Below are 24,951 nucleotides of genomic sequence, written 5' to 3' on the forward strand. Positions count from 1 at the left end.
CAGCCCCGACAAACCCCAGCACGCTGGCCATCCGGATATTGTTCTCCCACCGATACAAACAGTACGCCAGCAACTGCGGCGCCAGGTTCGGCAGCGTGCCGTAGCAGAACGCCAAAACCGGATTCCCCCCCTGCAACCGAATCGCATCCGCCGGCTCCGGCGGCGTGTTTTCCAGTGCCTCAGCAAACAACCGCCCCAACACGCCCGTGGTGTGCAGGGCCAGCGCAAGCGTCCCGGCATTCGGCCCAAGCCCAGCCGCCAGCACCATCAACGCAGCCCACACCAATTCGGGTATGGCGCGCAGGGCATTGAGCAGCAAGCGCGCGGCACTCTGAAAAAACCAGCCAAATCGGCCAGCGGCGGGGAGCGCCAACAACAGGCCCAGCACAGCGGCGAGCAGGGTGCCGAGGGCCGACATGGCGAGGGTTTCCATCGATCCGCGCAGGATGGCCCTCAGGTAGTCAGCGCTGAGGTCCGGGCTGAGAAAACGCGCCACATACAGGCCCATCTGTTTCAGGCTGGTAGCGCTGCCGAGTTCTTCAAGATCGAGGCCCAAGTAGGCGAACGAGGCAATGACGGCCGCGACAATGGCGAGAATCAGCACCGAATTGATCAGGCGTTTCATGCCAGCCTCCAGCGCAGCAGGCGGCTGAGTTGGTCGGCGCCGAGGACGAGGAGGAGGAAGGTTAGGAGCATGCTGGCGACTTCGCCGCCGGCGAACATGCGGATCGAGAGGTCGATCTGTTGGCCGAGGCCGCCGGCGCCGACGAAGCCCATGACCACCGAGGCGCGGATGGCGCATTCCCAGCGGTAGACGGTGTAGGAGAGCAGTTCCGCTGCGACGTTGGGCAGTACGCCGTAGGCGAAACTGGCGAGGCGGCCGCTGCCGGCCTGGAGCAGGGCGTGGGCCGGGCGTTGGTCGGTGGATTCGTAGATTTCGGCGTAGACCTTGCCGAGCATGCCGCTGTAGGTGATGGCGATGGCCAGCACGCCCGCCGCCGGGCCGAGGCCGACGGCGCGCACGAACAGCAGGGCCCAGACGATTTCCGGCACGCTGCGCAGGAAGATCAGCAGCCCGCGCACCGGCCAGCGCAGCAGTCGGCCCAACAGGCTCGGGCGGCCGCTGCGGGAGGCGGCGGTCAGCGACAGGGCGCGGCTGGCGAGCAGGCTGGCCGGCACCGCCAACAGCAGCGCCAGGGCCATGCCGGCGGTGGCGATGGCCAGGGTTTGCAGGGTGGCTTTGAGCAGTAATTGCAGAAACTCGCGATCATGGGCCGGCGGCCAGAACATCGAGACGAAGCGGCCCATTTCACTCTGGCTGTCGGCATGAAACAGCACGCCCAGATCCAGCTCACTGAGCTGAATGCCAGGCCAGAGCAAGGCAATCGCCAGCCCGGTCAGCAGCAACCGTGGCAGCGCGGCGGGGTCGCGGGTATCGGCGCTCAGCATCGCGGAATCTGCACAATCAGCGGGGTGACGGCGGGCGCTGGGGATTGCAGTTGTTCGTTGGCGTAGAGGGTGTCGAGCATGTCGCGGCTGACTTGCGCGGACGGACAGTCGAACAGGATCCGGCCCTCGCGCAAACCGACGATGCGCGGGAAGTGCGCCAGCGCCAGTTCCACCGCGTGCAGGCTCGCCACCAGCGTGACGTTGTGCTCGCGGGCATGGCGCGACAGGATCGACAGCGTGTGCCCGGCCAGCACCGGGTCCATCGCCGAGACCGGTTCGTCGGCCAGCAAAACCTCCGGCGCCTGATACAGCACGCGAGCAATGCCGACCCGCTGCAACTGCCCGCCGGACAGTTGCTGGCATTGGCTGAAGAGTTTGTCGGCCAGATCCAGTTTTGCCAGGGCCGCGCGAGCGCCGGGCACGTCGAGCGGATGCAGCAGGTTGATCAGGCTTTTGCCCAGGCTCCATTGGCCGAGTTTGCCGGCCAGCACCGCCGTCACCACCCGTTGCCGGGGCGGCAGCGGCGGCGCCTGATGCACCAGGCCGATGCGCGCACGCAGGCGTTGCCGTTGGCGCGCGGACAAATGCCAGGCGCGCTCGCCCAGCACTTCGATGTCGCCGCTGCTGGGCCGAATGGCGGTCGCCAGCAGGTTCAGCAGGCTGGATTTGCCGGCGCCGGACGGGCCGATGATCGCCACCTGCTCGCCGGTCTCGATCTGTAAATCCACGCCGCGCAAGGCCTCCACGCCATTGGTGTGGTGCAGAAAAGCCTGTTTGAGGCGCAGCGTCATTTCAGCAAGTCGGCGGCGCGGGCGGCTTCCTCGATGCCTTTGTAATTGTCCGGGTTGGTTTCGATGAAGCGGCTGGCGGCTTGCAGGTCGAGGATTTTCTTGTGCTCGGGGTTGGCCGGGTCGAGATCGAGGAAGGCTTTTTTGATCTTCGCCGCCAGCGCCGGATCGAGGGTGCCGCGCACGGTCCAGTTGTAATCGAAGTAGGCCGGGGTGGTGGCGAAGACCTTGACCTTGGTGGTGTCGACCTTGCCGGCGTCCACCAGTTTTTGCCAGACGCTGGCGTTCAGCACACCGGCGTCGACCTTGCCGGCCTGCACCCAGGCGACGGTGGCGTCGTGGGCGCCGGAGTAGCCGACGCGGCTGAAATAGCTTTCCGGTTTAATGCCGTCCTTGAGCATGAAATAGCGCGGCATCAGGCTCCCGGAGGTGGACGACACGGAGCCGAAGGCGAAGGTCTTGCCCTTGAGGTCGGCGAGGCTTTTGACGTTCGGGTCGGCGGTGATGAATTTGCTGGTGAACTGGGCGTCTTGCTCACGCTGCACCAGCGGAATGGCGTTGCCGGTTTTCAGCCGCGCCTGAACGAAGGTGAAACCGCCGAGCCACGCCAGGTCGAGACGGTCCGTCGCCAACGCTTCGACCACCGCCGGGTAATCCGCCACGGGGACGAACTGCACGTCCATGCCCAATTGCTGTTGCAGGTACTTGCCCAGCGGCTCGAACTTGCGTAGCAGCTCGGTCGGGGCTTCATCGGGAATCGCGCTGACCTTCAACACCTCCGCGGCTTGCGCCAGCACGGCGGACAGGGACAGGGCCAGACCAGCGGTCAGTGCCAGGGTTCGCTTGAGCATGGAATTCTCCGTTTCGTGGGCATCAAGGTCGATGCACCCGTCGATGGGCAATCATCGTCGGGTGCAACGTCAGGTTAGACGAAACGGTGAAAGTGCGAGGGCGCCGAGATCACTTCAAGCGGTCAACGAGGGTCTTGCCCACGGCCAGGGCCGACGCCGGGTTCTGTCCGGTGACCAGTTCGCGATCAACCACTACGTGGCTGGCCCACGGCGCCGTGTTACTGCTGAAAACACCGCCAGCCTTTTCCAGTGCCGTCTGCGGATAGAACTTCATCGCACCCCCGTTCAACAGGCCTTTGGCGATTTCTTCTTCCTGATTGCTGATGACCGTGAGTTTGTAGCCGGCATACGTCCAGTTGTTTGTCGTGGTGGCTTTGCCGGTTTCCAGTCGGCGGGTGAATGCAGTCGGATCCGTCAGGGTCGACAGCAGTGCAATCGGGCCGTGGCACACCAGCGCTGTGGTTTTGCCTGTTCGATGGAAGTTGTTCAGCAGTTTGCCCAGCGCCTGGCTGTGCAGCAGATCCTGCATCGGTGCGTGGCCACCCGGAATGTAGACGGCATCGAAATGCTCGTAGCCGACTTGCTCCACCCGCGACAGGCTGATGACCGGCTATTCACCGGGCGAGGTGATCTTCAGTTGTTCCAGCAGCGCCTTGTGGGTCTGCAGGGCCGCGACGTCATTGTTGAAATACATCTTGTCGTCGGAGGAGCGATCCAGCGTCGGCGCCTTGCCGGTCGGGGTGGCGAAGGTCACGGTGTGGCCGGCATCGAGCAGCAGCTTGACCGGTTGCATCAGTTCGTTGAGATAGAAACCGGTGCTGAAGACCTTGCCGTCCTTCAGATCGAGATGATCGGAGTCCGACAGCACCACCAGCACATTGGCCGCCTGGGCGTTCAACGCGGCAACGGAGAGAGACAAGGCGAAAGCAAGACGTGTCATTGAGCGCATGGCGATTCCTGAACATGGAAGAAAGTGCGGCTCACTGTATTGATGCTCATGGCGACGATAAACTCGCGCCACAGCAAAGCATTTGTTCTCTGGAGATCAAGATGAGTCGCCGATTCGATTATCTGGCCGACGTCGAAGTGTTCGTCACGGTGGTGGAGAAGGGTTCGCTGAGCGCCGGTGCAGTGTTTCTCGCAACCACGCCGTCGGTGGTCAGCCGGGCGATTTCGCGGCTGGAGGCGCGCCTGGGTGTGCAGTTGCTGCGGCGCACCACGCGGCGCCTGAGTCTGACCGATGCCGGGGTGTTGTATCTGGAGCAGTCGCGGGCGGCATTCGGCCTGATCGACGATGCCGAGCGCACGATTCAGGGACAGGACGGCGAACTCAGCGGCCGCGTGCGCCTCAGCGTGCCGACCACTTACGGCCACTATCGTTTGCCGGCGATGCTCGCCCGTTTCACCCGGCAGCATCCGCAAGTGCGCGTTGAGTTGAGCATCAGCAATCGTAGTGTCGATCTGGTGGCCGAAGGCTTCGACTTGGCTATTCGGCTGGGCGCGTTGCCGGACAGCGGGATGATCGGTCGCAAGCTGGAGGACGCCGGTTTATGTGTGGTGGCCGCGCCGGATTATCTGCGACGGGCCGGAACACCGCAGCGCGTCGACGATTTGCAGCGGCATGCGTGCCTGCCGTTCGTGATGCCCAGCACCGGGCGCGTCGGGCCGTGGCTGTTCCGTGAGCAGGGCGAAGACCGCGAATGGCTGCCCAGCGCCAATATTCAGGTGTCCGACGATGTGCTGGGGATTGTGTCGCTGGCGGAGCAGGGGCTGGGCATCTGCCAGACCTATGACTTCATCGTCCGCGAGCGGATCGAAAGCGGGCGACTGGTGCGCCTGCTTGAACAGTCGGGCGGGCGCTCCCGACCGTTCTCGGTGATCTATCCGCCGCACCGGCAGCTGTCGGCTTCGGCGCGGGCGCTGATTGATTGTTTGACCCGGGAGGTCAGTCAAGGCACTGGGGAAGGCCTCGACTGACGCGATTCAAACGACGGGCAGACGCGTCACCCATTTCCCGCCACCCGCGCCGTCCTTCAGGGCGCGCAAGGCCTGGGGCAATTCATCGAAGTTGAACATCTGCAGCGCCGGGCCGATCAGGCTGCCGTCGAGCAGCGCTTGCAGCAACTGCTCGCCGTTGCGGCGCAAGGTCTGGCGATCGTGCAGGCTGGCGTGGACGTGGAAGCTGTTCAATGCCACTTCATGCAGCGAAATCGCGCTGGTGAACGCCGGCAGCGGCGCGCTTTCCTGACGATCCTGAATGCACACCAGATGGCCGTTGTAGCCCAGCAGGTCGGCCATTTTCGCCGCATGAGCGCCGCTGACCGTGTCGAATACGGCGTGCAAACGACGTTCGCCGAGGCTGGCTGCGAGTGCGGTTTGCCAGTCCGGTTCGCGGTAATCGAATACGCCGACTGCGCCCAGGGCCTTGAGCTTTTCATGATGCGCGCCGGACGCGGTCGCCCAGACCCGCCATCCGCGTTGTACCGCCAGTTGCACCAGCAGCAGGCCGACCGCGCCGCCGGCGCCGATCACCAGCACATCGGCCGCGCCATTCGCGGGGACTTTTTCCACGGCTTGCCACGCGGTCAGTCCGGGGCAGGGCAGTGACGCCGCCGCGGCATCATCGAGCGCGGCGGGCACCGACAGCACGGTGGCGGCGTCCAGCAGGCAGTATTCGGCGAAGCTGCCATCGTTCGCCAGTGATTGGTGATACGCCACGCGACTGCCGGGTTGCAGTGTCACGCCGGCGCCGGCCGCGACCACCACGCCCATGCCGTCGACACCCGGCACACGGCCGGTGCTCCAGGCGGGATGACCCCATTCGATGATCTTCCAGTCCACCGGGTTCAAGGCGATGGCGCGGTTGGCCACCAGCACTTGGCCTGGGCCGGGTTGCACGAGGGGTTTGCGGGTCAGTGTCAGGCCATCCAGCCCTTGGCCAGACGTCCAGGCCCAGGCAGCGTAGTCGGTTTGCATTGTGCGTTTTCCCATGACAGTCAATGGCCGCCAGTATCGGTGGCAACGGGCATGAGAAGAACCGGCCCTGGGTCAAAGGTGTTTTGCGTAAAAGTCAGCAATGCTTCCGCAGTACGTCAATCGACCTGCGCAAACCGCTCCACCAGCCAATCAATGAACACCCGCACCCGGTTGCTCAAATGCCGGTTCGGCGGATACAGCACATGAAACGGATACGCCGGCGGACGCCAATCCTCAAGGATCGGCAGCAGTTCGCCGCGCTCGATGGCGGTCCTGACCGTGTAGCTGAAGGTGTGGATGATGCCCAGTCCGGCGAGCCCGGCCGCCAGGTGCGCGTTGCTCTCGTTGACGCTGATCAGGCCTTTGCCTTCGATCTGATGGCGTTCGCCGTTGCGCTGGAAGTTCGATGGCAGGATGCGCCCGGTGGAGGCCGAGCGGTAGGCAATCAGCTGATGGCTGGCCAGGTCGAGCGGGTGGCTCGGGGTGCCGTGGCGTTGCAGATAATCGGGCGTGGCGCAGGTGGTCCAGGACACTTCGCCGAGGCGGCGTACCGCGAGGGTTTGTTCGGTCAGCTGGCCGCCGCGAATCACGCAGTCGACCCGTTCACTGATCAGGTCCACCGGGCGGTCGCTGACGCCCAGATCAACCTGGATATCCGGATAGCGTTCGAAGAACTTCGGCAGTTCGGGGATCACCAGCATCGTCGCGGTCGAGCCGCCGATGTCCACGCGAATCCTGCCGCGCGGCAGCCCCTGGGCCTGGCTGAAGCCTTGGTCGATGTCGTCCAGTTGATGCAGCAGTTGTTGGGTCAGTTGGTAATAAGAGGCGCCGTCGGCGGTGACGGTGAGGCGGCGGGTGGTGCGTTGCAGCAGACGCACGCCGAGGTGGTTTTCCAGCTGGCCGATCAGTTTGCTGACCGTGGTTTTCGGCAGGTTCAGCGAATCGGCGGCTTTGGTGAAAGAACCGCTTTCCACGACGCGGGCGAAGGTGCGGATCGCCATTAACTGGTTCATTGATTCGGGCTCAGTGGATTGGACACGGCTGAGTATTGTGCATGTCTGTGCACAAACAAAACCGATTTTGCGTATTTTTCAATTCAATCGATCGGCCTAAAGTCGCTTTCAACGGCTCACCTACGACCCGTCACCTACCTCGAAACGGTTACTGGAGATTCATCATGAGCAACAGACTTGAAGGCAAAATCGCACTGATCACTGGCGGCACCACCGGCATCGGCCTGGCCTCGGCGCAGGAATTCGTCGCCCAGGGCGCCACCGTATTCATCACCGGCCGTCGTCAGGCCGAACTGGACAAAGCGGTCGCCGCCATCGGCCCACGGGCCATCGGCATCCAGGGCGATGTGGCGAAGCTGGAGGATCTGGATCGCATCTACAGCGAGATTTCCGCCAAGGCCGGGCACCTCGACATCCTGTTCGCCAACGCTGGCGGCGGGGACATGCTGCCGCTGGGCGCGATCACCGAAGAGCACTTCGACCGGATTTTCGACGCCAACGTGAAGGGCACGCTGTTCACCGTGCAGAAGGCCTTGCCGCTGCTGCGCGATGGCGCCTCGATTCTGCTGACCTCGTCGACCACGTCGGTGCAGGGCACGGAGAACTTCAGCGTCTACAGCGCGAGTAAAGCGGCGGTGCGCAACTTCGCCCGCTCATGGTTGCTGGACCTGAAACCACGGCGCATCCGTGTCAACGCCATCAGCCCTGGCCCGGTGCGCACGCCAGGTCTGGCAGGGCTGGTGCCGGCGGAACACACCCAGGGGCTGTTCGATCAACTGGCGTCTATCGTGCCGATCGGGCGTCTGGGCGAGCCGAGCGAGATTGCCAAGGCTGCACTGTTCCTGGCCTCGGATGACAGCAGCTTCGTCAACGGCATCGAGTTGTTCGTTGACGGCGGTACTGCGCAGATCTGATTTAAGTCGCTTGATGCCCCGGCACTTGTTCAGTCGAGTGCCGGGGTTTTTCCGTTTCTTCGTCCGGCGCGTTGTCCCAGATCAGGCGCGGGTCGAAACTCATGGCCGAGAGCATGGTGAACACGACCACCAGGCCGAAGAACAGAATCCCTACGCGCGGCTCGATATCCCCCAGCGCCTGGAATTTCACCAGCGCCGCCACCAGCGCGACCACCAGCACATCGAGCATCGACCAATAGCCGATCAGCTCGACGAAGCGGTACAGCTTCGAACGCTCCTTGCGCGCCCAGTGGCTGTCCCGTTGCACGGTGACCAGCAGCAAGGTCAGCGCCACGAATTTCACCCCCGGCACGGCGATGCTGGCGACGAAGATGATCACGGCGATGTCCCACGCACCGTGTTCCCAGAACTCCAGCACGCCGCTCATGATGGTGCTGTCGGCGCCGCTGCCGAGCAGGGTGGTGTTCATCACCGGCAGCAGATTGGCCGGCACGTAAAACGCCAGCGCGGCGAACATGTAGGCCCAGGTGCGGGTCAGCGAGTTGGTCTTGCGCCGGTGCAGCGGCGCGTCGCAGCGCGGGCATTGGTGCGGTTCGCCGGTCATGTCGCAGGCCAGTCCGCAGCTGTGGCACAGGCACAGGTTAAGTTCGCTGGCAGTCGGTGGCCGTTTCATAGGATGTCCCAGAGTTCACGCACGTCGCGCCCGGCGATGCGGATCAGCAACAGGCTGAGCACGGCCAGGGCAAACAGGCCGATGCCGGGAATGACGTCGAGCATGCCCGCCAGTTTGAATACCGCGACCATCGCGCCGAGCAGGCAGACTTCGAGCATGCTCCACGGGCGCAGCGTTTCCAGCCAGCGCATGCACAGCTTGAACCCCGGTGAACGGCGCGAGGCGAGGGCGAAGCTCAAGACCCAGATCAACAGCACCAGCTGAAAGGCCGGGGCGATGATGATCGAGATCGCCGCGACCATCGCCATGAAGGTAATCGGCCCCTGACTCAGGGCCAACACTGAATCCCACAGGGTCGCGCTGTTTTTCAGGCCCTTCATGCTGATGCTCATCACCGGGTAGAAATTGGCGAACAGCCACAGCATCGCCGCGGTGAAGCTCAGGGCCAGCCGTTGCTCCACGCTCAGGTTGTTGTAGCGCTGGAGCACGGCGCCGCAACGCACGCAGAGGGTCTTCTGGTGTTTGGCCAGCACGACTTTTTCGTACACGCAGTCGCAATGCTCGCAGATGATCAGTTGATCGGTGCTGGCCATGGGGCGCTCGACGGGAGAAGGGCATGAACCCCCTTCACTATAGAAGCGCTGGGGCATTCGGCAACCGGGGCGCCATTCGTCCAATGCCGGGCACTAACCACCACTCACTCGTTTCACACCTTCAGGTACGAACATTGCGCACCAGAACGGAGAACCCCATGGACATTGATGAAAATGCACCCGGCAACCTGTCACAACAGGCCGTGACGCGCACCACCGACAACGAAACCGGCCATGATCCCCGCAAGGATGAGTCGCCAGTCCCCTTGCCGCCGGACGATGAAGCGCCACTGGAAGAAGACATGAGCGATGTGGCGGCCAACAATTCGGTGGGTTCTGAGCATCCGCAGGACAGCAACGGCTCGGGAAGCGCCGACGCCGACCCGCAGAGCACCGCCAAGGATGATGAGGACCGAGAAGCGCGGGGCCTGCCGGCAAGCGATCCGGAGTCGGGCGCCTGACTGCGCGCCGGCCCCTTTGAGGGCATTCAGCGCAATCGGTCGCGTCAGAGCACCGGTTGCGTGGCTTCTTCTGCCGCGATGGCCGCCCGCACACTGGGCCGCTCGGCGATGCGCGATATGTAACTCGCCAGCGCTGGCCAGTCTTCGATGGCAATACTGAATGTCGGCAACCACTTCAGCACGGTGAGCAGATAGGCATCTGCTACGCCGAAGGCCTGCATCAGAAACGGCTGGGTGGCGAGGAGGCGGTTCAGGTAATCCAGACGCTTGAACAGCTTGTGTTTGAAGATCGTTTTGGTGGTTTCCGGGATTTCGCTGCTGAACAACGGCGCGCTGCCCCCATGAATTTCCGAGCTGATGAAGTTCAGGTATTCCTGCAGGCGCGAGCGTTCCCAGCTGCCATTGGCCGGGGCCAGCGCATGGCCGGGCACGAGGTCGGCGAGGTATTGCAGAATGGCCGGCCCTTCGGTCAGCACTTCACCGTTGTCGAGCATCAGCGCGGCCACGTAACCCTTCGGATTGATCTGGCAAAAGTCCCGGCCGTCGGCGGTTTGCTTGGTCTGGTTGTTGACCCGGATCAGTTCGAACGGCAGGTTCAGTTCGCGCAATACGATGTGCGGCGCCAGTGAACAGGTCATGGGGGCGAAGTACAGTTTCATGGGAGCTCCTTACAGATGGAAGCTCAGAATCCGCCATCGCCGCGGCGCTTCGCAAAGGACAAATCCAGTGCTAGCGTATGACAAATTCTCATGGGCTGAAGAGGTCATATGCTCCCCCGACTGCCATCGCTCAATGGATTGCGAGCCTTCGAATGTGCCGCCCGGCACATGAGCTTCACCCGCGCCGCCGAAGAACTGAACGTCACGCAAACCGCGATCAGCCATCAGATCCGTCGCCTCGAGGATGAACTCGGCGTGCGTCTGTTCATGCGTTTGAAAGACGGTTTGGCATTGACCGATGAGGGCAATGCTTACTTGCCCGGCATCCGCTCGGCGTTTCTTGAATTGCGCTACTCGACTGAAAAGCTACTGGAATCCAGCAACAACAGCGTCCTGACGATCAGCACCCTGGTGTCGGTGGCGTCCAAATGGCTGTTGCCGCGCCTGCCATCGTTCCGCGAGGCGCATCCGCAGATTGATGTGCGGATCAGTGCTTCCACCGAGTGGGTGGACTTTCGCAAGGGTGGCATCGATGCGGCTATCCGCTACGGCGACGGGAACTGGCCGGGGCTGCGGGCCGACTGGTTGATGGCCGACGAGATCTTCCCGGTATGCAGCCCGCGCTTGCTGACCGGCGACAAGCCGTTGAATACACCGGCGGACCTGGCCCATCACCCTTTGCTGCAAGTCAGCGGCGTGACCGCCAATGACTGGAACGACTGGTTGCATGCGGCAGGCCAGCCACCGCTGACGGCCAAAGGCCCGCGATTGACCTTCGACCTGGCGATGATGGCGGTGCAGGCGGCGATTGACGGGCAGGGCGTGTGCATCGGTCGCTCGACCTATGTCGATGACGATCTGCGCGCGGGCAGGCTGGTGGCGCCGTTTGATCTGCGCTTGAAATCCGCTTCCGGCTTCTACCTCGTCACGCCCCACGATCAGGCCGAATCGAAAAAGATCGTGGCGTTCAGAGGCTGGCTATCGCAGGTGCTGGCCAAACCCTTTGTATAAGCGTGTATCCATCGCGCCGCCGTACACAAACGGGTAACAAACCCCGTCATCAGGACACATCCTGCATACAGGCCTCGCCCAAAGTAGTGGCCAACACATCACTACTTCCAAGAGGACAACACCATGCGCCGCACACTTCTGATGACCGCTGCCGCCGTACTGGTTTCGCTGACCGGCCTCGCCCACGCGGCTGACACCCCATCTGCCGCCCCGGCGAAGAACTGGCAACAAGGCCTGAGCCGTACCGATCTGGTCCGACAGGACCTGGGTGCGGCGGATCGCGAGGTGATCCAGGCTCGCGTCGATTTCGAACCGGGCGTCACGTCGCCCAACCACGCGCATCCGGGTGTGGAAGTGGCTTACGTGATCAGCGGCACGTTCGAATACCGACTGGAAGGCCAGGCACCGGTGACGCTCAAGGCGGGTGATTCGCTGTTCATCCCGGCGGGCGTGGCGCATATCGCCAGGAACGTTGGCAACGAGAAGGGCTCGGAACTGGCGACCTACATCGTCAAGAAGGGCGAGCCGCTGCTGATTCTCAAGCAATAACGAACAGCGCCGACAAAAAAAAGGCCTGCCGATGTGGCAGGCCTTCTTGCGTCTGGCGTGCAGCCAAAGTCGTGGGTCGCGGCGAACGTCAGTTTCAACTGTCGTTTTCGAGTGCCGACTCCACGGCCCTGAGCAGCACATCACCGGAGAACGGCTTGCCCAGGCAGGCGAAGGCGTTGTAGCGACGGGTCTCGGCCAGGGCGGCGTCGTCCCAATGGGCGGACATGCAAATGACCGGGAATTTCCTGTCTCGGGACGCCAGCGCCTGCATCATCTCGATCCCTGACAAACCGTGCATTTTCAGGTCCAGCAACAGGCACGCAATGTCCTCGAAATGTTCCAGCGCCAGGAAATCCTCGCCACCGCTGTATAACCGCGCGTGGTAACCGGCGGAGCGCAGCAGGTTGGCGAGGCTTTTACGTACGGACGCATCGTCGTCGACGATGCAGACGATAACCGCGCTGACAGCGAGCGCGGGCGTGTCGGTGTCCTGACTCATGAAGGGTTCTGCACGCCGGACGGTGGCGGCGCGCTGATCAGGCCATACAGCTCGACGAGCCCGACGAGCGAGCGCGTCTGCATTTTCACCATGATGTGTTTGCGATGAACCTTGGCCGTCACTTCACTGGTGCCCAGCCTGTTGGCGATGTGCTTGTTGGACAGACCCGCGACGATCAACGGCAACACTTCACGTTCCCGTGGCGTCAGCAGGGCGGCTCGCTGGCGCACGCTCTGGACCCGCTGCCATTGCTGGAAATCAACCGCTGCACGTTGGCGGGTCGCTTGCAGGATGGCCAGCAACCGGTCGTCGTCGAACGGCTTGGTCAGAAACTCGACGGCGCCCGCTTTCATCGCTTGTACCGACATCGGGATGGTGCCGTAACCGGTCATGAAAATGACCGGCCATGGATGTCCTCGCTCGCCGAGCGTCGACTGCAGCTGCAGACCGGTCGCCTCCGGCAGGCTGACGTCGAGCAACAGACAGGCGGGCCCGGCCTCGAGGTCAGCGCCAAGCAGCTCTTCAGCTGAATTGAAGATCCGGTGGGGCACGCCTTCGGCCCGCAGCAGACGGCTGAGTGACGTGCGCACGGAAGCCTCGTCGTCCACGATGAACACCGGCACGCTGTCCGGATCGATCGCAGGCTGAACCTCTGTTGCAGGGACGCTCGCAGCGACCGGGTGGAACGGGGGCAGGGAAGGGGCACTGTCTTTCAATAATCGGTAACCTCGGCGCGGGACCGTCTGGATGATCTCATTCTCTCCAAATAACTTGCGCAGCGATGAGATCTGCACTTGAAGATTGTTTTCCTCGACGACGGTATCGGGCCAGACCTGGGTGAGCAATTCATCTTTGCTGACGATCCGGCCATCGGCCTGCATCAGCACCGACAGCAGTTCGAACGCCCGTCCTCCCACGCGCAGCGGCCGCCCGTCAAGAAAGGCTTCACGCCGCTCCAGGGAAATAGTCGCTTGGCCGAGTCGGATCATACGGTTCTCTGCGTGGTGTCGAGTGAGTGGCACAGGGCGCCGGTTCATCAGGACGACACGCTAGGCGACGACCTCGCACAATGCAATTATCCCGAGGGATAAGGCCGGTGGTTTTTCAATCTCTGCAACCGGTCGGGACAGGCGCTCGACGGCCATGATGGTGCCGGATGCGGACATGGGCATCACCACGAAACCTCTGCGCCAGAGCCTTGCGTATACTCCTGCGCCAGGCCTGAAACGAATAATGAGCGGTGACAGCGAATGCCCGGCAGACTTTCCTCCTCTCCAGCCCTCTGCAACCCGGATGTCGTGCCGGATGACGCCTGGCTGGAGGGCTGTGCATTCGAGCTGCTGCGCCGGGAAAACGACCTGACCTGGTTCACCATCCACGATCCTCGGTCGGACTCCCGCTGGCTGGCCGCTCGCGCACCGATCCAGCGTCCTGACGTGGGCAAGCGTCTGGAACGGGACTTTCATCTGCGCCCGGATTCAGCCTGGGCCATCCGGCCGGTCGCCTTCATCCGCTCGGCAGAAGGGCCGTTGCTGGTCTACCCCGAGACGGGCGTGGCCCTGTCTGATCTGCTCGGTCAGCCCCGTCTGCCGCCGGGCCGCTTACTTGCCATCGCGGTCGCCGCGGCCCATACGCTGGTCAATGCCGGGAGGGCCGGCACACGACAGTCCAATCTGTTGCCCTGGCACTTGCGGGTGGGCGCCGATGATTCGGTGAGCCTTCTGGGTTATCACACCGACGAGCAGGCGGGCGCCGTCGCCGAGCTTCCTGCGCTGGAGCACTGGCCCTACCTGGCCCCCGAGCAGGTTCGTCGCGATGGCGCCGGTTTCGATGAGCGCAGCAATGTCTACGCGCTGTCGAGCATTCTTTATCACGCCTTGACCGGCCAGCCGCCCCTGACGGCGCGCGACCCTGCGCACTGGCGGCATGTGCATGCCGCGGTCCAGCCGGCATCGCCGGCCGTGCATGTCGCCGACCTGCCGGAAGGCCTCTGTCGCGTGTTGCTCAAAGGCCTGGCCAAGGAGCCGGGCGCTCGCTATCAGAGCATGGAGTCGATGGCCACCGACCTTGTCTGGTGCCGTCAGCAATGGCTGGAGCATGGCCATGTGAAGGCTTTCAGGCTGGGCACCTTCGATGCACTGCCATCCGTTGCTGACGACCCGGTGCTGTTTGGTCGGGAGGCGGAGCGCGCACAATTGATCGAGCAGATCAGCCAGGTGCGCAGCGACGGTATCGCCCGAGTGCTGTGGGTGGGCGGTACACCGGGAGCGGGCAAGTCAACCCTGATCCATCAGGGCGTGCGGCCGTTGGTTCCCGGCTATTGGGCCAGCGGCAAGATCAACCTGTTGCAGCAGGAAATCCCCAATGCGCCGCTGGCGGAAATCTTTCGTTCGCTGATGACTCAGTTGCTGGGCAAACCCGCACTGGAACTGCAAACCCTCGGCGCGCAACTGATTGAACGGCTCAAGGGACGCGGCAGGATCCTGGTGGATCTGGCCCCCGAGGCCGAACTGGTGATCGGTGCCACGCCGGAACTACCCAACATGCCCGCCCGGCACGCGCTTGAGCGGGTCAATCGCACGCTGCTCGATGCGCTGGACGTGTTTGCCCAGCCCGGGCGGCCGCTGGTGCTTTTCGTGGATGACGTGCAGTGGGCGGACGATTCGACGCTTGCGTTTCTGCGCGCTTTCTTCGCCCGGCCACCGCGGCATCTGGTATTGATCCTGGCGTACCGGGACAGCGGGTCGAAGGCCTTTGCGCGGGAGGACGCCATACTCGACGTGCTGCGCGGCGAACAGGCATTGCCCGGCATTCACATCACGCTGGGCGCCTTGTCGGTGTCCGCCGTCGCGCAACTGCTGGCCGCAGAACTGGACACCGATCCCGCCAGCATTGAAGTGCTCGCCCAGGTCGTGCATTTGAAAACGGCCGGCAATCCGCTGTTCGTCAGTCAGGTGCTGCGGGCGCTGATCGAGGAGCGTCTGGTGCGTTTCGACGCGGCGGCGGATCGCTGGGTCTGGAACCAGAGCGACGTGGACAGCTATCGCTATGCCGACAACGTCGCGGAGTTGATGGTACAGCGACTGGACCGTCTGACATTGACCGAACGAGACGTCGTGCGCACGGCGGGTTACATCGGCGGTCGCTGTGACGAGTCGCTGCTGGGCCGGTTGTTGCCGTTTGATTCGGTGCAACTGGCGCGCGATGTACAAAGTCTGGTCGATGGGGGATTGCTGCTGCGCGCCGGCGCGCAACTGGTGTTCGGCCACGACCGGGTGCTCGAGGCGGCCTGTCAGTTGCCTTCGCCAGTGGGGCGTGGCAGTGAGCATGCGCGCATCGCCGCTGCCATGCTGGACCTGTGGGGCGAACAGGCCCATGAGCGCGTGTTCGAGATTGCCGGTCAGATTCAGCGTGTCGACGATGCTGCACTGATGGAGCCGCAGCGCGCCGCGTTTATTGATGTCCTGGTCGAGGCTGCCGAGCGCGCGAGGGATTCGGCCGCCGTGCAACTGGCGGCGGATTATCTGCAGACGGCCGGACGCCTGCTCGATCAGAGCGGCTGGACCCACCTCTATCCGCAAGCGTTCGCCAGCACCTGGCTGGCTGCCGAGTGCGCGATGCTGCTGGCGGATCTGGCGGGGGCCCGGGGACGTCTCGATGATTGCCTGAACCACGCGCTCACGGACGCGGACCGCGCGAAAACCTATCGCTTGCGTGCCACGTTGCGCACGCTGCACTCCGACTATGAAGGGGCGATCACCGAGGCTTTGACCGGCCTGGCGCTGCTGGGCATCACCTTGCAACGCAAACCTCCCGAGGATCATCTGACCCGGGCCTTTGCGCAGGTGCGCGACCTGATCGGCACGCGAGCGATCGCCGATCTGGTTCATTTGCCCAAGGCTGAGGATGCGCAGATCGAGGCGGCCATGGAGCTGCTCGGCACATTGATTCCTTCGTTCTTCGTCGATGACGATCTCCGCTTGCTGCACCTGGCGAAAATGGTCGAACTCACGCTCGAGCACGGCACTACGCCAAGCAGTGGCTACGGATTTGCGTGGTTTGGCGTGATGATCGCCGAGCGTTTCGGCGAATACGTGGACGGACTGGCATTTGCGCAAGTCGCCCTGAAACTGACTGACCTGCATGGCTATGAGGCCGGTCGCACAGGCACCCTGGTGGCGCTCGATCAGGTCAGCCCATGGACCCGGCCGATGGCGTATGCCCGGCAGACAGCGCTCGCGGCGTTCGAGTGCGGTCAGGCCGGGGGTGACCTGGGCATGTCCTGCTATGCCTGCAATCACATTGTTTCCGACCTGCTGTTCATGGGCGAACCCTTGCAAAAGGTGCTGGATGAACTGGATCACGGTCTGGCCTGGGTGAGGCAGTTCAATTACGTCGATATCGAACGCATTCTGCTGGCGCAGCAGACGTTCGCCATCGACCTGCGTGACGGTCGCCCCGTGCGGCCGCTGTCTGAACTGGAGGGCGTGGAACACGACCGTTTCGGCCCCATCGATCGAGCCTGCGTTTCGCAGTCGACGTTGTTCCTGTCGTGGCTGTATTCCGGCATGTCGGCCTTTTATGCGGGTGATGCGCTGTATGCCTGGCGGCGTTTCGAAGCCGCCGCGACGGTGGCCTGGTCCATTCCGGCGCATATCAATCTTGCCGATTACCATCTCTTTCGCAGCCTCGCACTGGCCAGTGCGCAAGTGCCGGGTGACGTTGAGCGAAAACTGCAAGTGCTTGAGCAGCAACGCCAGCGATTTCTTTCATGGGCCGCGCTCAATCCGGCGACATTCCGCAACAAACTGCTGTTGATCGAGGGCGTGATCGCGCGCTTGCGCGGTCAGGACCTGATTGCCATCCGTTGCTTCGATCAATCGCAGATCGCAGCGGCCGCCGCCGGTTTCGTTCACGAACAGGCACTGGCGCACGAGCAACTGGCCGACGTCTGCATGTCCAATGAGCTGGTTTCGGGGACTCATCACCACCTGCGTTTTGCCCGGGATTGCTACGACCTCTGGGGGGCGAGCGCCAAGGCGCGGCAACTGGAAAAACGCCATCCGTTTCTGCGCACGGAACCCGCTTCGCAACCTTCACAACCGATCAACCGGGGCCGGCTGGACCTGGAGGCGGGTATCGAGGCCGCGCGGGCACTGTCCCAGGAAGTCTTGCTGGATCGGCTGGTCGAGACCTTGATGAACCACCTGATGGTTCAGGCCGGGGCTGACCAAGGTGTGCTGATGATGGTCGCTGAAGGCGACCTGCGCCTGGCGGCCGCCGCGTCGATGGAAGCCGGCAATCTGCTGATTGCGCTGGACAGCGATCAGGCGCTTGAAGCGCTGGCGCCTGCGTCGGTGCTCAATGCAACGATGCGCACCCGTGCACCCCTGGTGCTCGACGATGTGCGGGTCGATTGCCCGGAAGCCTATGGCGCCGATCTGCGTCGGCGGCAGACCCGCTCGATGTTGTGCCTGCCGCTGCTCAGACAAGGCACGTTGATCGGTCTGGTCTATCTGGAAAACAGCCTGGTGCCCGGCCTGTTCAGTGCCGAACGGCTGACCATGCTGGAAATTCTTGCCTCCCAGGCAGCGGTGTCGCTGGAGACCGCCCGGCTGTATGCGCAATTGGTGGAAGACAACCGCTTGCGGGCGCAGATGGAAGCGGATCTGCGCAGCTCTCGCGCCGAACTGGCGCGCAACTCGCACCTCAAGGTCATGGGCGAACTTTCAGCCTCCATCGCTCACGAGATCAGTCAGCCGCTGCTTGGCATTCAGTCCAATGCCTCGGCCAGCCTGCGCTGGCTCAAGCGTGAAAAGCCCGATCTGGACGAGGCGATTCAGGGCCTGGAAGACATCCGTTCGGACAGCACGCGGGCCGCCGACATTGTCCAGGCGTTGCGCGCACTGGCCAGGCAGGCGCCGCTCAAGCGTTTGCCGGTGCAAATTGACGAGTTGGTGAGTGGCGTCGTTCAACTGACGGCGACCGAACTGGCCAACCGCAACGTCGCACTGCACACCCGACTCGATGCGCAATGTCAGGTGTGGGGCGACTCGGTGCAGATCCAGCAGGTGGTGTACAACCTGATCACCAATGCGATGGAGGCGATCGCCGGCGCCGGGGTGCCGGACGGGCGCATCGTCATCAGCTCCACCGTCAGGGGAGGTCATGTGCGGGTGACGTTCCAGGACAACGGACCGGGGATTGGCGTGCCTCAGCGCGAGCAGGTATTCGATGCCTTTTACACCACCAAGGGCAGCGGGATGGGAATGGGCCTGGCCATCTGCAGATCGGTGATCGGCGCACATGGCGGAACGTTGCTGATCGAGGACAGCGAGCAGGGTGCCCGACTCAGTTTCGACCTGCCGCTGGAACCGGCTGACGCCGAATAAAAAAAGGCCGCATCAGCGGCCAAAGGGGAGGAGCGGGTAACGTCAGGTTCGGTCAGGTCAAGCGTGCGAGGGGTGGGCGCGCCCAGCGTTGTGCACGCTCCAGAGTGCAGCGTCGAGTTCGATGACAGGCAACTGAAGCGCGATGGGCGCGCGGGTGGCGACGAAGGCACGGCGCCATTCTCGGGGCGGCATGCCTTCGAGGCGGTTGAAGGTGCGGGTGAAGTGCGAATGGTCCGAAAACCCGCATTCGTAGACGACCTCGGTGATCGGCATCGAAGTGATCAGCAGGCTTTTGGCTTTCTCGATCTTCATCCTCAGCCACCACTCCTGCGGTGAGTACCCGGTGTTCTTTTTGAACGCACGGGAAAAATGACTGCGCGAAAGATTGCAGAGGCCGGCGATCTCGCTGATGCGCGCGCTGCGGCTCAGGTCCCTGAGCATCAGTTCCTTGGCGCGACGTTCCTGCCAACTGGTCAACGATCCCAGCGGGCGCATCAGGGGGCGTGGATGGTCGGAAATCAGCGATTGCGGGCTCATGTTTGCTCTCCTTATCGTTGTGCAAAGTCTCTGCGTCGACGCCCTTTAAAGTCCTTAAACAATCCTGAAGAGTTATTAAATTCCCTCGGTCAGCACCCTGCGGTCAGCGGGTCAGGCATGGGACGGGTAGTCAATGTAGCCACGCTGATCGCCGCCAAAGAACGTGCTCGGGTCCGGTGCGTTGAGCGTCAGGCCCTCGCGGATTCGCCGAGGCAGATCGGGGTTGGCGAGGAACGGTCGGCCGAACGCGATGATGTCGGCACGACCGTCGGCCAGGGCCTGTTCCGCCGACTCGGGGTCGTAGCCGCCGGCGATCATCAGCACGCCATCCCAGGCATCACGCAACTGGCCGATGATCGCGTCCCAGCGCGGGTCGAAATTCTCGTCCTTGACGGTGCCGACCACGGCCGGCTCGACCAGATGCAGGTAGGCCAGTTTCCAGCGGTTCAGCGAGCGCCCGATGTAGCCGAACGTGGCTTGCGGGGTTTCATCGCCCATGCCCATGAAGCGGCCCATGGGCGTCAGGCGCACGCCGACACGGTCGGCACCGACTTCGTCGACCACGGCCGCCACCACTTCCAGTAACAGGCGCGCACGGTTTTCCAGGGTGCCGCCATAACCGTCCGTGCGCTGGTTGCTGTTGCTGTTGATGAACTGGTCCAGCAGATAGCCGTTGCCCGCGTGAATTTCCACGCCATCCATCCCGGCGTTCAGTGCATTGCGGGCGGCGCGGCGGTAGTCGTTGATGATGTCGGCGATTTCCGAAACCTGCAGTGCGCGCGGCACTGGCACGTCGCCCCACACACCATTGCCCTCGGCATCGACGATGAAAGTCTTGCCCGGTACAGGCAATGCGCTCGGCGCCACCGGCAGCGCGTTGTCCGGTTGAAAGCTTGGGTGCGATACGCGGCCCACATGCCACAGCTGCATGAAGATCAACCCGCCGGCCTCGTGTACCTGGCGGCTGACTTCACGCCAGGCTTGCACTTGTTCATCGTTGTAGATGCCAGGCGTCCACGCATAACCCTGGCCCTGACGGGAAATCTGCGTTGCCTCGGTGATGATCAGCGCGGCGCTCGCCCGCTGGCGGTAGTACTCGGCGTTCATGGATGTCGGGATGTCGCCCGGTTGCCCGGCACGGGAGCGAGTCAACGGCGCCATCGCTACCCGATGGGGAAGTGTGTAGGGGCCGAGGGCGATGGGACGGAACAGTTGTTGTGTCATGGGGTTCTCCAGTCTTCGAAAAAGGTCGGTGGACGGTGTCGGACATTTGGCCCGACACCGGATGGCCCTACGTTAAGCGGCTGTCCGGTGCTTGATAATCCACACGCGACGCCACGCTGCATTGCGTGAAATGCAACGTGGCGCGGTTCAGGAAGGCTGTTGCGAGCGGGTCAGGGGCAGGTTCAGCCAGCGCTGTCCGGTGGCATTCGCCACGGCGTTGCCGATGGCGGCCGCCATGGGACCCTGGACGATTTCGGCGGCCCCCAGAAACGGTTGCCCCGGCTGGTCGAGCAGGTGAACGTCGACCTTTTTGGGCACTTGCGAGAAGCGCAGAATCGGGTAGCCGCTCCAGTCGTAGCTGCGGATGCCGCCGGCGTCATAGGCGACCTTTTCATACAGCGTCCAACTGGTGGACTGCACGATCCCGCCCTCGACCTGGTTGCGCAGGCCATCGGGACTGACGATCTGCCCCACGTCCACTGCGGTGACGACGTGATCGATCTGCACTTCGCCGGTCTGCGGATGCACCCGCAGACGCACGGCGATGGCGCAGTAGCCCATGATGTTTTTGTAGCGCGCGAAGGCGAAGCCAAGACCTGCGCCGGGGTCGCTGCTTTTGTGCGGCCAGTCGATTGCATCGCGCACCCGTTCCACCACCGCCCGTGCCCGAGGATCGGTCAGGTGTGCCAGGCGCAGGGCAACCGGATCGACTGCGGCCTTGGCGGCCAGCTCGTCGATACAGGCTTCGATGGCGAAGACGTTGATGTGCGCCCCCAGCGAGCGCATGGCTGAGGTGCGGAACGGCATTTCGGTGACGAAGTTCATGTCGATCCGCGAGGAGGCCACGGTGTACAGCGGCACTGCGTTGCGATCGCCATCGCCTTCAGGCTGGGCGATCGGCACCGAGGGGGCGGAAGCGAACGGCCGGGCCAGCAGGCGTGCAGGCAGCAAGCGCCCGGCGTTGACGATGCGTTCGTTGTGCGGCGTGGTCCACAGCTCATAGTTCCAGTCCTGCAGCCGACCCTGTGCGTCAAGGTTGGCTTGCACCTCGCTGACCATCGCCGAGCTGTAGGGCTCCCAGAGGTTTTCCTGCTCGCGCATCCATTGCACCCGCACCGGCGTGCCCGGTACGCGCATGGCAATCAGCGCCGCGTCGGCTGCGGCATCGTCTGCGCCGTTGTGGCCGTAACAGCCGGAACCTTCGGTGTGGATACAGCGCACGCGCTCGGGCGGCAGCCGCAGCATCTCGGCGATCCCGGCACGCAGCGGATACACGCCCTGGGTGTGGGTCCAGACGGTGAGGGTGCCGTCCTTGAACCAGGCCACGGCGCAGGACGGACCGATCGAGCCATGCATCAGGTATTGCTTGGTCACCCGGGCGCGATATTCGTTGTCGGTCTTGCCTTGGGGCGTGCCTTCATGGCTGATCGGATAACGACGCGACGGCAGGCGTTTGAGCAAGGTGTGGATGTCCCGCGATTCGGGAATCGCCTGTCCGCCGTTCCAGCGCGCCGAGGCGTATCCATGACGCATGGCTTTGATCGCTTGCCATTCGTCCCGCGCGACCACGGCCAGGTAATTGCCGTCACGAATCACCTGCACCACCCCGGACAGCGTCTTGATCGATTCAATATCGATGGTTTCCAGTGTGCAGCCGGGGCGCGGCGGGCGGATGACCCGGGCGTGGAGCATGCCCGGCAGGCGAATGTCCTGGACGAACGCGGCGCCGCCACTGACTTTGCCAGGGATATCCAGGCGTGGCAGCGAATGGCCGATGAGCTTGAATGACGCCGGCGGCATCGAGGGTGACTCGGACGTTGCATAGCGGTGCAGATCGACCTGCTGCACGGCGTCGGCGTAAGACATGTGTTGCCCGGTCGGGCCGAGAATGATGCCGTCCCGTGTCGTCAACATTGCCGGCGCAACGTTCCAGCTGCGCCCGGCCGATTCCAGCAGCATCTCGCGCACTTGTGCCGCCGCGTTGAACAGCGCGGTGCCGCTGTCGAAAATCGTGTGGCTGCCGGCGGTGTAGCCTTCGTTCGGCGTGAGTGCGGTGTCGGCGGTGAGCAGGTTGATCGCGGTCGGGGCGACCTCCAGGCGTTCAGCGGCAATTTGCAGTAACGCGGTTTTGACCCCGGTGCCCAGTTCGACCTTGCCGGTGTAGACGGTGATGCCGTCGTGGCCGACGCGGATCCAGGCATCGAGCCAGGGGTTGGTGCGCAGGCTGCCGGGCAGGTCCGGCGCCAGGACGACCGTGCCGAGGGTATCGACTTCGGTGTCAGCCAGGGCGCGGCGCGAGACCGGCACCAAAGCAAACGCCACCAGCAGCGCGCCCCCGCGCAGGAACGCACGGCGACTTTGATCGACCTCATTGATCGTGGTCATTGCGCACTCCCGTTTTGCCGGGCGACAAGGCTGATCGCCTCGATGATGCGCAAGTGCGTGCCACAGCGGCACAGGTTGCCTGCCATGTGTTCGCGAATGGTCTGCTCGTCGGGATGCGGATTGCTTTCGAGCAGTGACTGCGCACGCATCAACATGCCGGCGATGCAGTAACCGCATTGAGCGGCCTGTTTGTCGATGAATGCTTGCTGCAGAGTGCCGGGGCGTTCGGCCGTGCCCAGGCTCTCGACCGTCCGCACCTTTTTGCCCTCGAGGCCGGCGCAGGGTGTCAGGCAGGAAAACACCGGTTGGTCATCGACGATGACGGTGCAGGCGCCGCATTGGCCCAGGCCACACCCGTACTTGGCGCCGTTCAGGCCCAGGTGATTGCGCAGCGCATAGAGCAGCGGCATGTCGGGTTCCAGCTCGAGAGCCCGGGAAGATCCGTTGACGTTGAGGGTGATCTGAGTCATTTCGTCTCCTGACGTAGCGCTTGGAGGGTGGCAGGAAGGTCGGTCCACGGTTGGTCGGGGCTGGCCTGATGGCGCAGGTAGACGGCCAGGGCGTTGAGTTGGGTGTTATCGAGACTGGCGGCGAACGAGGGCATCACCGGTCCCGGTTGGCCGGGTTCTGCCGGGATGCCCTCAAGTACGGTTTTCACAAAGTTGCGCGGGCTGGCGGCCTGTAGTGCCGAGGTGCGATCCAGAGCCGGACGGCCGTCGATGTCACGCATCGGCGCACCTTGGGCATGGCAGCCAGCGCAGGCACTGGCGAACAGCAGGGCGCCAGAGGATCGATCCGCAGGTTCAGCGCTGGCGCTCGGAATTTCGTTGATCGCAGTTTTCGCCGACAGACTCAGCAGGTATTCGGCAATCGCCTGAGCATCTTCCACGGGCAAGCGCGCCAGACCGAGACTGACCGGGCGCATCGGGCCCGCCGCCGTGCCGTGTCCGTCGACCACTTCGGCCCGCAGGTAACTCACGAGTTGCTCGCTGCTCCACGGGTTTGCCCGGTGCGCCATGCCCAGCAGTGACGGCGCGTCCCAGCCATCCACGCTGCCGCCGGCCAGGTTTTCGCCGGATTTCTCGGCGCCGATCAGGTTTAACGGCGAATGACAGCCCGCGCAGTGACCGGGCCCCTCGACCAGGTAACGTCCGCGATTCCACGCCTGCGATTGCTCCGCCAGTGGCGTCAGCGGCTGCCCATGCAGGAACAGCAGGTTCCAGAACGACACCAGAGGCCGGATGTTCATCGGGAAATTCATGCGATTTTGTTGTGGCGGCGAGTCCACGGCCGGACCGCTCATCAGGTACGCATAGGCGTCGGCGATGTCGTCTTGGGTCATGCGCCGGTAATGAACGTAAGGGAAGGCCGGGTACAGGAAGTGGCCGTCGCGGGAGATCCCTTCACGCATCGCCCGTTCGAAGGCCGGCAACGACCATTGGCCGATGCCGGTCTGTGGGTCCGGAGTGATGTTGGTGCTGTAGAGGGTGCCGAACGGCGTTACCAGCGGCAGTCCGCCGGCCAGGTATTGGCCGCCGGGACGCGTATGACACACCGCGCAGTCGCCAGCCTCGACCACTCGTGCGCCGCGTTGCAGTTGTGCGGAGTCGAAGGTTTGCGGGCGTTCGACCGGTGCAATTGCCGGCCGCCACATCAGCGCCAGGGCAGCGATTGCACCGATCGACGCGAGGGCTGCCGCGCTGACCCACAGCGCTCTGGATCTCATGAAATGGCCGTTCATGAGCGGTTGCCCAAGAGGCACGCGGTGGGCGTGAGGGACGGATTCGGCATCTTCGACAACTCCTTGAACGACCGGGGAAGGGCGCCGATGCAAAGCCCTGCGCCAGGTGCCCAAGGGTAGAGAAGGTGCAAACGTCCGAGTATTGCCAGACCGCGCAATAGCACGTTGCGCCAAGTGCAACGCCGAGGGTCGTTGCATTTGGCGCATCACTCAATTGCCTTTGGGATGGATACTCG

At 63.5% G+C, this 24,951-nt stretch carries 21 protein-coding genes and 2 pseudogenes; 6 read left to right on the forward strand and 17 right to left on the reverse strand.

All coding sequences use genetic code 11. The features are described 5' to 3' along the window. The 5 genes and pseudogenes from L6D74_RS22375 to L6D74_RS22395 form a co-directional block, all read right to left on the reverse strand. Positions 1–625 (reverse strand): ABC transporter permease subunit (locus L6D74_RS22375; protein WP_236190405.1); only part of this gene is annotated, 625 nt, incomplete at its 3' end. Further along, positions 622–1,449: a PhnE/PtxC family ABC transporter permease gene (locus L6D74_RS22380; RefSeq protein ID WP_085747402.1), complete on the reverse strand. Its 828-nt coding sequence runs from the start codon at positions 1,447–1,449 to the stop codon at positions 622–624. The genes L6D74_RS22380 and L6D74_RS22375, both read right to left, overlap by 4 nt. After that, complete coding sequence (locus L6D74_RS22385; protein ID WP_236190406.1) at positions 1,443–2,240, reverse strand: phosphonate ABC transporter ATP-binding protein; 798 nt, start codon at positions 2,238–2,240, stop codon at positions 1,443–1,445. Before L6D74_RS22385 ends, L6D74_RS22380 begins: the two co-directional genes overlap by 7 nt. After that, positions 2,237–3,088, reverse strand: coding sequence for a putative selenate ABC transporter substrate-binding protein (locus L6D74_RS22390; protein WP_236190407.1), 852 nt, complete (start codon positions 3,086–3,088; stop codon positions 2,237–2,239). The genes L6D74_RS22385 and L6D74_RS22390 overlap by 4 nt, the downstream gene beginning before the upstream one ends. A gap of 109 nt (positions 3,089–3,197) precedes the next feature. Then, a pseudogene (locus tag L6D74_RS22395) lies at positions 3,198–4,037 on the reverse strand (type 1 glutamine amidotransferase domain-containing protein). Between the two features lie 101 nt (positions 4,038–4,138). On the opposite strand from L6D74_RS22395, the gene L6D74_RS22400 reads away from it, so the two are divergent. Next, a complete protein-coding gene (locus tag L6D74_RS22400; RefSeq protein WP_236190408.1) occupies positions 4,139–5,065 on the forward strand; it encodes a LysR family transcriptional regulator in 927 nt (308 codons plus the stop codon). A gap of 6 nt (positions 5,066–5,071) precedes the next feature. Here the strand turns inward: L6D74_RS22400 and L6D74_RS22405 are convergent, their stop codons facing one another. Beyond that, on the reverse strand, positions 5,072–6,064 hold the full coding sequence (locus L6D74_RS22405) for a zinc-binding dehydrogenase (protein WP_236190409.1): 993 nt from the start codon (positions 6,062–6,064) through the stop codon (positions 5,072–5,074). Between the two features lie 116 nt (positions 6,065–6,180). Further along, complete coding sequence (locus L6D74_RS22410; protein ID WP_236190410.1) at positions 6,181–7,077, reverse strand: LysR family transcriptional regulator; 897 nt, start codon at positions 7,075–7,077, stop codon at positions 6,181–6,183. 164 nt (positions 7,078–7,241) lie between these two features. On the opposite strand from L6D74_RS22410, the gene L6D74_RS22415 reads away from it, so the two are divergent. Beyond that, positions 7,242–7,991, forward strand: coding sequence for an SDR family NAD(P)-dependent oxidoreductase (locus L6D74_RS22415; RefSeq protein WP_085611803.1), 750 nt, complete (start codon positions 7,242–7,244; stop codon positions 7,989–7,991). A 1-nt stretch (position 7,992) separates the two neighbouring features. Here L6D74_RS22415 and L6D74_RS22420 read toward each other — a convergent pair whose 3' ends face one another. Beyond that, on the reverse strand, positions 7,993–8,664 hold the full coding sequence (locus L6D74_RS22420; RefSeq protein ID WP_102718322.1) for a paraquat-inducible protein A: 672 nt from the start codon (positions 8,662–8,664) through the stop codon (positions 7,993–7,995). Next, positions 8,661–9,257 carry a paraquat-inducible protein A gene (locus L6D74_RS22425; protein ID WP_011333863.1) on the reverse strand — a complete coding sequence of 199 codons (597 nt, stop codon included), beginning with the start codon at positions 9,255–9,257 and terminating at the stop codon, positions 8,661–8,663. The genes L6D74_RS22420 and L6D74_RS22425 overlap by 4 nt, the downstream gene beginning before the upstream one ends. A 158-nt stretch (positions 9,258–9,415) precedes the next feature. On the opposite strand from L6D74_RS22425, the pseudogene L6D74_RS30040 reads away from it, so the two are divergent. Next, positions 9,416–9,607, forward strand: a pseudogene (locus tag L6D74_RS30040) (hypothetical protein); the annotation flags it as partial. A 155-nt stretch (positions 9,608–9,762) separates the two neighbouring features. On the opposite strand, the gene gstA reads toward L6D74_RS30040, so the two are convergent. Beyond that, the gene (gstA, locus tag L6D74_RS22435) at positions 9,763–10,377 is read right to left on the reverse strand and encodes a glutathione transferase GstA (RefSeq protein WP_236190412.1); all 615 of its coding nucleotides are present in this window, start codon (positions 10,375–10,377) and stop codon (positions 9,763–9,765) included. Between the two features lie 108 nt (positions 10,378–10,485). Here gstA and L6D74_RS22440 point away from each other — a divergent pair, with 108 nt between their 5' ends. Continuing rightward, positions 10,486–11,388 carry a transcriptional regulator GcvA gene (locus L6D74_RS22440; RefSeq protein WP_236190413.1) on the forward strand — a complete coding sequence of 301 codons (903 nt, stop codon included), beginning with the start codon at positions 10,486–10,488 and terminating at the stop codon, positions 11,386–11,388. Between the two features lie 123 nt (positions 11,389–11,511). Further along, positions 11,512–11,937 (forward strand): cupin domain-containing protein, encoded by a 426-nt coding sequence (locus tag L6D74_RS22445; protein WP_085611800.1) that lies wholly within the window; start codon positions 11,512–11,514, stop codon positions 11,935–11,937. A 94-nt stretch (positions 11,938–12,031) separates the two neighbouring features. Here L6D74_RS22445 and L6D74_RS22450 read toward each other — a convergent pair whose 3' ends face one another. Both L6D74_RS22450 and L6D74_RS22455 read right to left on the reverse strand, forming a co-directional pair. Next, a complete protein-coding gene (locus tag L6D74_RS22450; RefSeq protein ID WP_236190414.1) occupies positions 12,032–12,436 on the reverse strand; it encodes a response regulator transcription factor in 405 nt (134 codons plus the stop codon). Next, entirely contained in the window at positions 12,433–13,425 is a 993-nt protein-coding gene (locus L6D74_RS22455; protein ID WP_236190415.1) for a response regulator, read from the reverse strand. Before L6D74_RS22455 ends, L6D74_RS22450 begins: the two co-directional genes overlap by 4 nt. A gap of 261 nt (positions 13,426–13,686) precedes the next feature. On the opposite strand from L6D74_RS22455, the gene L6D74_RS22460 reads away from it, so the two are divergent. Beyond that, positions 13,687–18,828 carry a trifunctional serine/threonine-protein kinase/ATP-binding protein/sensor histidine kinase gene (locus tag L6D74_RS22460; protein ID WP_236190417.1) on the forward strand — a complete coding sequence of 1,714 codons (5,142 nt, stop codon included), beginning with the start codon at positions 13,687–13,689 and terminating at the stop codon, positions 18,826–18,828. 57 nt (positions 18,829–18,885) lie between these two features. On the opposite strand, the gene L6D74_RS22465 is transcribed toward L6D74_RS22460, so the two are convergent. The 5 genes from L6D74_RS22465 to L6D74_RS22485 all read right to left on the reverse strand — a co-directional run bounded on the left by L6D74_RS22465 (position 18,886) and on the right by L6D74_RS22485 (position 24,700). Next, the gene (locus tag L6D74_RS22465) at positions 18,886–19,365 is read right to left on the reverse strand and encodes a helix-turn-helix domain-containing protein (RefSeq protein ID WP_236190418.1); all 480 of its coding nucleotides are present in this window, start codon (positions 19,363–19,365) and stop codon (positions 18,886–18,888) included. A 111-nt stretch (positions 19,366–19,476) separates the two neighbouring features. Further along, a complete protein-coding gene (locus tag L6D74_RS22470) occupies positions 19,477–20,589 on the reverse strand; it encodes an alkene reductase (RefSeq protein ID WP_236190419.1) in 1,113 nt (370 codons plus the stop codon). Between the two features lie 147 nt (positions 20,590–20,736). Beyond that, positions 20,737–22,974 (reverse strand): xanthine dehydrogenase family protein molybdopterin-binding subunit, encoded by a 2,238-nt coding sequence (locus L6D74_RS22475; protein WP_236190420.1) that lies wholly within the window; start codon positions 22,972–22,974, stop codon positions 20,737–20,739. Next, a complete protein-coding gene (locus L6D74_RS22480; protein ID WP_064596021.1) occupies positions 22,971–23,444 on the reverse strand; it encodes a (2Fe-2S)-binding protein in 474 nt (157 codons plus the stop codon). The genes L6D74_RS22475 and L6D74_RS22480 overlap by 4 nt, the downstream gene beginning before the upstream one ends. After that, complete coding sequence (locus tag L6D74_RS22485) at positions 23,441–24,700, reverse strand: c-type cytochrome (RefSeq protein WP_236190421.1); 1,260 nt, start codon at positions 24,698–24,700, stop codon at positions 23,441–23,443. Before L6D74_RS22485 ends, L6D74_RS22480 begins: the two co-directional genes overlap by 4 nt. Between the last annotated feature and the right edge of the window lie 251 nt (positions 24,701–24,951).

This window comes from Pseudomonas pharyngis, from assembly GCF_021602345.1.
GTDB classification, from domain to species: domain Bacteria; phylum Pseudomonadota; class Gammaproteobacteria; order Pseudomonadales; family Pseudomonadaceae; genus Aquipseudomonas; species Aquipseudomonas pharyngis.

Excerpts from the sequence above, each read along its gene's own strand:
- L6D74_RS22380 (WP_085747402.1), bottom strand. The coding sequence starts at position 1,449 with ATGCTGAGCGCCGATACCCGCGACCCCGCCGCGCTGCCACGGTTGCTG.
- L6D74_RS22385 (WP_236190406.1), bottom strand. The coding sequence starts at position 2,240 with ATGACGCTGCGCCTCAAACAGGCTTTTCTGCACCACACCAATGGCGTG.
- L6D74_RS22390 (WP_236190407.1), bottom strand. The coding sequence starts at position 3,088 with ATGCTCAAGCGAACCCTGGCACTGACCGCTGGTCTGGCCCTGTCCCTG.
- L6D74_RS22400 (WP_236190408.1), top strand. The coding sequence starts at position 4,139 with ATGAGTCGCCGATTCGATTATCTGGCCGACGTCGAAGTGTTCGTCACG.
- L6D74_RS22405 (WP_236190409.1), bottom strand. The coding sequence starts at position 6,064 with ATGCAAACCGACTACGCTGCCTGGGCCTGGACGTCTGGCCAAGGGCTG.
- L6D74_RS22410 (WP_236190410.1), bottom strand. The coding sequence starts at position 7,077 with ATGAACCAGTTAATGGCGATCCGCACCTTCGCCCGCGTCGTGGAAAGC.
- L6D74_RS22415 (WP_085611803.1), top strand. The coding sequence starts at position 7,242 with ATGAGCAACAGACTTGAAGGCAAAATCGCACTGATCACTGGCGGCACC.
- L6D74_RS22420 (WP_102718322.1), bottom strand. The coding sequence starts at position 8,664 with ATGAAACGGCCACCGACTGCCAGCGAACTTAACCTGTGCCTGTGCCAC.
- L6D74_RS22425 (WP_011333863.1), bottom strand. The coding sequence starts at position 9,257 with ATGGCCAGCACCGATCAACTGATCATCTGCGAGCATTGCGACTGCGTG.
- gstA (WP_236190412.1), bottom strand. The coding sequence starts at position 10,377 with ATGAAACTGTACTTCGCCCCCATGACCTGTTCACTGGCGCCGCACATC.
- L6D74_RS22440 (WP_236190413.1), top strand. The coding sequence starts at position 10,486 with ATGCTCCCCCGACTGCCATCGCTCAATGGATTGCGAGCCTTCGAATGT.
- L6D74_RS22445 (WP_085611800.1), top strand. The coding sequence starts at position 11,512 with ATGCGCCGCACACTTCTGATGACCGCTGCCGCCGTACTGGTTTCGCTG.
- L6D74_RS22450 (WP_236190414.1), bottom strand. The coding sequence starts at position 12,436 with ATGAGTCAGGACACCGACACGCCCGCGCTCGCTGTCAGCGCGGTTATC.
- L6D74_RS22455 (WP_236190415.1), bottom strand. The coding sequence starts at position 13,425 with ATGATCCGACTCGGCCAAGCGACTATTTCCCTGGAGCGGCGTGAAGCC.
- L6D74_RS22460 (WP_236190417.1), top strand. The coding sequence starts at position 13,687 with ATGCCCGGCAGACTTTCCTCCTCTCCAGCCCTCTGCAACCCGGATGTC.
- L6D74_RS22465 (WP_236190418.1), bottom strand. The coding sequence starts at position 19,365 with ATGAGCCCGCAATCGCTGATTTCCGACCATCCACGCCCCCTGATGCGC.
- L6D74_RS22470 (WP_236190419.1), bottom strand. The coding sequence starts at position 20,589 with ATGACACAACAACTGTTCCGTCCCATCGCCCTCGGCCCCTACACACTT.
- L6D74_RS22475 (WP_236190420.1), bottom strand. The coding sequence starts at position 22,974 with ATGACCACGATCAATGAGGTCGATCAAAGTCGCCGTGCGTTCCTGCGC.
- L6D74_RS22480 (WP_064596021.1), bottom strand. The coding sequence starts at position 23,444 with ATGACTCAGATCACCCTCAACGTCAACGGATCTTCCCGGGCTCTCGAG.
- L6D74_RS22485 (WP_236190421.1), bottom strand. The coding sequence starts at position 24,700 with ATGAGATCCAGAGCGCTGTGGGTCAGCGCGGCAGCCCTCGCGTCGATC.